Annotated in this window: 6 protein-coding genes and 1 pseudogene; 4 read left to right on the top strand and 3 right to left on the bottom strand. The window is 72.7% G+C overall.

The window, feature by feature from the left end; translation table 11 throughout:
* Both RH94_RS43100 and RH94_RS11545 read right to left on the bottom strand, forming a co-directional pair.
* Positions 1 to 397 (bottom strand): annotated as a pseudogene (locus tag RH94_RS43100) (DNA helicase RecD); the annotation flags it as partial.
* Positions 394 to 1,377 (bottom strand): aldo/keto reductase, encoded by a 984-nt coding sequence (locus RH94_RS11545; RefSeq protein WP_073947512.1) that lies wholly within the window; start codon positions 1,375 to 1,377, stop codon positions 394 to 396. The gene RH94_RS11545 and the pseudogene RH94_RS43100, both read right to left, overlap by 4 nt.
* A gap of 120 nt (positions 1,378 to 1,497) precedes the next feature.
* Here RH94_RS11545 and RH94_RS11540 point away from each other — a divergent pair, with 120 nt between their 5' ends.
* A complete protein-coding gene (locus RH94_RS11540; protein WP_073947511.1) occupies positions 1,498 to 2,553 on the top strand; it encodes an LLM class F420-dependent oxidoreductase in 1,056 nt (351 codons plus the stop codon).
* Positions 2,554 to 2,798: 245 nt separating this feature from the next.
* Positions 2,799 to 3,623, top strand: a complete 825-nt coding sequence (locus RH94_RS11535) for a ferritin-like domain-containing protein (protein WP_073947510.1) — start codon at positions 2,799 to 2,801, stop codon at positions 3,621 to 3,623.
* Here RH94_RS11535 and corA read toward each other — a convergent pair.
* The gene (corA, locus tag RH94_RS11530) at positions 3,601 to 4,602 is read right to left on the bottom strand and encodes a magnesium/cobalt transporter CorA (protein WP_073947509.1); all 1,002 of its coding nucleotides are present in this window, start codon (positions 4,600 to 4,602) and stop codon (positions 3,601 to 3,603) included. The two genes, RH94_RS11535 and corA, sit on opposite strands and share 23 nt — an antisense overlap.
* 61 nt (positions 4,603 to 4,663) lie before the next feature.
* Between corA and RH94_RS11525 the strand changes: the two genes are divergently transcribed.
* Together RH94_RS11525 and RH94_RS43095 are read left to right on the top strand one after the other, a co-directional pair.
* Positions 4,664 to 5,350, top strand: a complete 687-nt coding sequence (locus RH94_RS11525; protein WP_073947508.1) for a histidine phosphatase family protein — start codon at positions 4,664 to 4,666, stop codon at positions 5,348 to 5,350.
* Between the two features lie 105 nt (positions 5,351 to 5,455).
* A partial coding sequence (locus RH94_RS43095) for a DUF3090 family protein (RefSeq protein WP_407697298.1) occupies positions 5,456 to 5,663 on the top strand: 208 nt, incomplete at its 3' end.

The raw sequence follows: 5,663 nt of genomic DNA, 5'->3' as shown, positions 1-5,663 counted from the left end.
GGACGGGCGGCGGCGGTACGGCCTCCGCCCCCGGCTCGGCGGAGACGCCGGCCGCAGGGGTCCTCCCGCTCTCCACGGCCCGCACCGCCGCCAGCAGATCGGCCGCCTTGCCGCTCAGCCTCCCCCCGCTCTCGATCGGCCCCCTCCTCGCCGCCTTCCGCTGCTCGATCCGCTCCCGCTCGACCCGTTGAGCCGCGAGCTCCGCCTCGGCCTCGGACAGCCCGGCCGTGCCGGTACCGTCCGCCGCGTCCGGGCCGGCCGTCGGACCGTCACCGCTCTCCGCGGCGCCGCCCCGTCCTTCGCCGTCCGTCGTACCGCCGGTCCTCGGGGCGCCGGGTTCCGGGCCGGGGTCCGGGGTGCCAGGCCCGGAGTGTTCCGTGGTCTCCGGCTCGCTCACAGCGTGCTCCAGTCGTGATCGGGATAGCGGTGCACCGGCGCCGACACGTCGTCGAGCGCCCGGCAGATCTCGTCAGGAAGACTAAGCGCCTCCACTGACAACGCCGCCGTGAGCTGCTGTGCGTTGCGGGTGCCGATGACCGGCGCGGCCACGCCGGGGCGGTCGCGGACCCAGGCGAGGGCGACCTGGAGCGGGGTCACCGCCAGCCCGTCCGCCGCCGTGGACACCGCGTCCACGATGCGGGCGGCGGTGTCGTCGAGGTACGGCTCGACGAAGGGCGCCAGATGCTCCGAGCCGCCCCGCGAGTCCGGAGGCGTTCCGTTGCGGTACTTGCCGGTCAGCACACCGCGGCCCAGCGGTGAGGAGGGCAGCAGGCCGATGCCCAGGTCGAGGGCGGCCGGCAGCACCTCGCGCTCGACGCCCCGCTGCAGCAGCGAGTACTCCATCTGCGTGCTCGACAGCCGCGTCCGGGTGCCCGGCGCCGCGAGCTGCCAGGTCGCCGCCTTGGCCAGCTGCCAGCCGCAGAAGTTCGAGACCCCGGCGTAGCGCACCCGGCCGCTGTTCACGGCCAGGTCGAGCACCTGCAGGGTCTCCTCCAACGGCGTGTCCGGGTCGTAGGCGTGGACGTGCCACACGTCGACGTAGTCCGTGCCCAGGCGGGCGAGCGAGGCGTCCAGGGCCGCGAGCAGATGGCCGCGGGAGCCGTCGAAGCGGCGGTCCGGGTCCGGGACGCTGCCCGCCTTGGTCGAGACGACCAGGTCACGACGCGGCACGAGGCCGTCCATGAGCCGCCCGAGCAGGTACTCGGCCTCCCCGTCGCCGTACACGTCGGCCGTGTCGACGAGGGTGCCGCCCGCCTCCCAGAACACCTTCAGCATGTCCGCGGCGTCGTGTTCGTCGGTGTCCCGGCCCCAGGTCAGGGTGCCGAGTCCGATGCGGGACACACGCAGGCCCGTACGGCCGAGATGCCTCTGCTCCATGAACGCCGAGATTACTGGCCAGAACTGGGACGTGGGTTACCTGTGGACAACCCGAAATCCCGCCGACCCGCGCTAGTGTTCCCCGCACAAGGAACGTTACTGATCGGTAAGGGGAGCGGCATGCGGCTCGGGATCAACCTCGGCTACTGGGGTGCCGGGATGGACGCGGACAACCTGGCCGTCGCGCAGGAGGCGGACCGGCTCGGCTACGCCGTGTGCTGGGCGGCCGAGGCCTACGGCTCCGACGCGGCCACCGTGCTCGCCTGGGTCGCCGCGCAGACCGAGCGCATCGACGTCGGCTCGGCCATCTTCCAGATCCCCGCCCGGCAGCCCGCGATGACGGCGATGACGGCCGCCACCCTGGACTCGCTGTCCGGCGGCCGCTTCCGGCTCGGCCTCGGCGTCTCCGGCCCGCAGGTCTCCGAGGGCTGGTACGGCGTCAGGTTCGACAAGCCGCTGGCCCGCACCCGCGAGTACGTCGAGATCGTCCGCAAGGCGATGACCCGCGAGCGGCTGACGTACGACGGCGAGCACTGGACGCTGCCGCTGCCCGGCGGCCCGGGCAAGCCGATCAAGCTGACCGTCCACCCGCAGCGCGAGCACATCCCGCTCTACATCGCCGCCATCGGCCCGAAGAACCTGGAGCAGACCGGCGAGATCGCCGACGGCGCCCTGCTCATCTTCCCCTCCGCCGACCACCTCGAGGAGACGGCGGTCAAGCACCTGCGCGCGGGCCGTGAGAAGGCCGGAAAGACCATGGACGGCTTCGACGTCTGCCCGACCCTGCCGCTCGCCGTCGGCGACGACAAGGACGTGGCCCGCCTCGCCGACACCTTCCGCCCCTACACCGCGCTGTACGTCGGCGGCATGGGCAGCCGCGACCAGAACTTCTACAACCGGCTCGCCCGCCGCATGGGCTACGAGCAGGCGGCCGCCGAGATCCAGGACAAGTACCTCTCGGGCGACAAGCAGGGCGCCGCGGCCGCCGTTCCGCAGGAACTCATCGACCGGACCACGCTGCTCGGTTCCGTCGACCGGATCGCGGACCGCATGAAGGCGTACGCGGCGGCCGGTGTCACCACGCTGACCCTCGCCCCCGCCGGCTTCACCCTGGAGGAGCGGCTCGCCTCTCTCCGCGCCGGCACCGAGGCCCTGGAGCGCGCGGGACTGGCGTAAACACCACGGGCGCGCGCCCGACCGGCCCAGGGGCTTTCCACGGCCGTGGTGGGGGCTCGGGGGTCCACCCCGCCACGGCCGTCACGGAGAACAACGCACGCGTGCCCGCCCGGTTACGCCCGCGCACCTCCGGGACCCGCCCGCGCTCCGCCGTTCGGCGCAGTGTTCCCGCACCCGTGTTGCGGCATGTCCGGGCCCGCACTTGACTCGTGCTGCGCGGCGGTCCGGCAGGGAGGTGGCCCGCGATGCTCTCGCCCAGAAGCCTGTTCCAGGAGATCCTCGACCACGACGAGTCCTTCCGGCTGTTCTGCTCCATCGCGGCCGGCGGCGAGGCGCAGGGCGGCTGGGAGAACGGCCGGATCGCCGCCCTGGCACCGGCGGACGAGCGCGACCTCGCCCCGAAGATCGCGCGCCACGGCGCGGACGAGGACAAGCACGGGCGCATCTTCCGCGCCCTGCTGGACAAGCGGGGCCTGGACCCCGTCCCGGTGCCCCCCGGGACCGACTACACGATGCTCCTGGAGAAGCGGGGCATCGGACTGGCGCACGACAGGCTCAGGTCCGACGAGCCGCTCACCGTGCGGGACATCATCGTCTACCTGGCCCACAGCCGGGTCACCGAGCAGCGCGCCTGCGAGCAGATGGAGCTGCTGCGGCGGCACTTCGGCGACCACCCCGACGTGGGCCGGGCGGTGCGCATGATCGCGCGGGACGAGGAGAACCACCTCGCGTACTGCCACGAGGAACTGCTGCGCCTGGCCGCCGCCGGCCACGGCCGGACCATCCAGCGCGCCCTGCACGCGTGCGCGTGGGCCGAGATCCGCGTCCACCGCGACGTCAGCCTCGCCGTGATGGCCCGCATGGGCCGCATCCTCGGCTGGACGAAGGTCCGCTCGGCGCTCGTCGCGGCCGGCATCCACGCCGTGTACGTCCACGAGCGGCTGGTGGGCTGGCGGCGGATGGTGACCCTGTCCATGCCCGAGCGCCGCGACGCCCTCGGTACTCCCGCCGCCCCGGCCCCGGGACCCGAGCCGTCGGGCCGCGCCCCTACAACCAGTCCCGCCGCTTGAACAACCGGTACAGCAGCAGCTCCAGCAGTGCCATCAGCACGATCACCGCCGGGTACGACCATGTCCAGTGCAGCTCCGGCATGTGATCGAAGTTCATGCCGTAGATCCCGGCGATCATCGTGGGGACCGCGGCCATGGCCGCCCACGCGGAGATCTTCCGCATGTCGTCGTTCTGCTGGACGCTGGTCTGCGCCAGGTGCGCCGACAGGATGTCCGAGACCAGCCGGTCCAGGCCCTCCACGGACTCGTTGACCCGGGTCAGGTGGTCGCTGACGTCCCGGAAGAAGGGCCGGGCCCTGTCGTCCACGAAGGGCACGGCCGGGGAGAAGACGCCCGCGCCGGTGCCGGAGAGCCGGGCCATCGGCAGGCCCAGCGGGCCCGTCGCCCGCCGGAACTCCGTGATCTGGCGTTTGAAGTCGTAGATCCGCGAGGCCGTGTGCCGCGACCGGCCCCCTCCCGGCGAGAAGACCTCCGCCTCCAGCTCCTCCAGATCCGCCTGCAGCTCGGCGGCCACGTCCAGGTAGTGGTCGACGGTGCTGTCGGCGATCGCGTACAGCACGGAGGTGGGGCCCTGGCCGAGCATCTCCGGCTCCTGCTCCAGCCGGTGCCGGACGGTGGCTAGCCCGTCGCTCTCGCCGTGGCGGACCGTCACCACGAACGCGTCGCCCAGGAAGATCATGATCTCGCCGGTGGAGACGGCGTCACTGCGCGGCTCGTACAGCACGGGCTTGAGCACCACGAACAGCGAGTCGTCGTAGACCTCCAGCTTGGGCCGCTGATGGGCCTTCAGGGCGTCCTCGACCGCCAGCGGATGCAACGCGAACTCCTCGGCGACCAGACCGAATTCCCGCTCGCTCGGCTCGTGCAGCCCCACCCACACGAAGCCCTCGGCGGCCCGTGCCTCGGCCAGCGCGTCGGAGAAGTCCTTCGGCCCCCTGGTGCGGCGGCCGTCACGGTAGACGGCGCAGTCGACGATCACAGAGCGTGTTCTCCCTTCGCCCGGCCACCGCCGGAGCCGTCCGTACGCCTACCCTGGCCGCATGCCCACGCTGATCCTCCTCAGGCACGGACGCTCCACCGCGAACACCTCCGGACTGCTGGCCGGCTGGACTCCCGGGGTCGCCCTGGACGAACGCGGCGCCGCACAGGCCGCCGCGCTGCCCGGGCGGCTCGACGGGCTGCCGATCGCCGAGGTCGTCACCAGCCCGCTGCGGCGCTGCCAGGAAACGGTACGGCCGCTCCTGGACGCCCGGCCAGGGCTGACGGCGCACACCGACGAGCGCATCGGGGAATGCCACTACGGCGACTGGTCCGGCCGCAAGCTCGCCGAGCTCAAGGACGAGCCGCTGATGGAGGTGGTGCAGGCGCACCCCTCGGCGGCGGAGTTCCCCGGCGGCGAGTCCATGCGCGCGATGCAGACCCGCGCCGCCGAGGCGGTGCGCGAGTGGAACGCGCGCGTGGAGCGCGACCACGGGGCCGACGCGGTCTACCTGATGTGTTCGCACGGTGACATCATCAAGTCCCTCGTCGCGGACGCGCTCGGTCTGCACCTGGACCTCTTCCAGCGGATCTCGGTCGAGCCGTGCTCCGTCACCGCGATCCGCTACACCCGGCTGCGGCCGTTCCTGGTACGGCTCGGGGACACCGGGGACTTCGCGTCCCTGGTGCCGCGCGAGGAGCCCGCGGACGACGACGCACCCGTCGGGGGCGGCGCGGGCGCACCGTGATCGTCGGCCGCAGTAGGGTGAAGCGGTCGCCGCCGACCCGCCGGCNGGGCCGGCTCGCCGACTCTCCCGATTCCGCCGTTCACACGATTCCCATGGAGACAGGACGTGTCCCGTCAGGTGTTCCTCTACGACCCCCCGGACCGCTTCGTGGCCGGTACGGTCGGACTTCCCGGGCGCCGTACGTTCTTCCTCCAGGCCACCGCCGGCTCCCGGGTGACCAGCGTGGCCCTGGAGAAGACCCAGGTCGCCGCGCTCGCCGAGCGCATGGACGAGCTGCTCGACGAGGTGGTGCGCCGTAGCGGCGGCAGCGCCT

The sequence above is a fragment of the Streptomyces kebangsaanensis genome (assembly GCF_001906585.1).
GTDB lineage: Bacteria > Actinomycetota > Actinomycetes > Streptomycetales > Streptomycetaceae > Streptomyces > Streptomyces kebangsaanensis.
The sequence above is the reverse complement of the archived record's forward strand: the minus strand, read 5'-3'. Positions and strand labels throughout refer to the sequence as shown.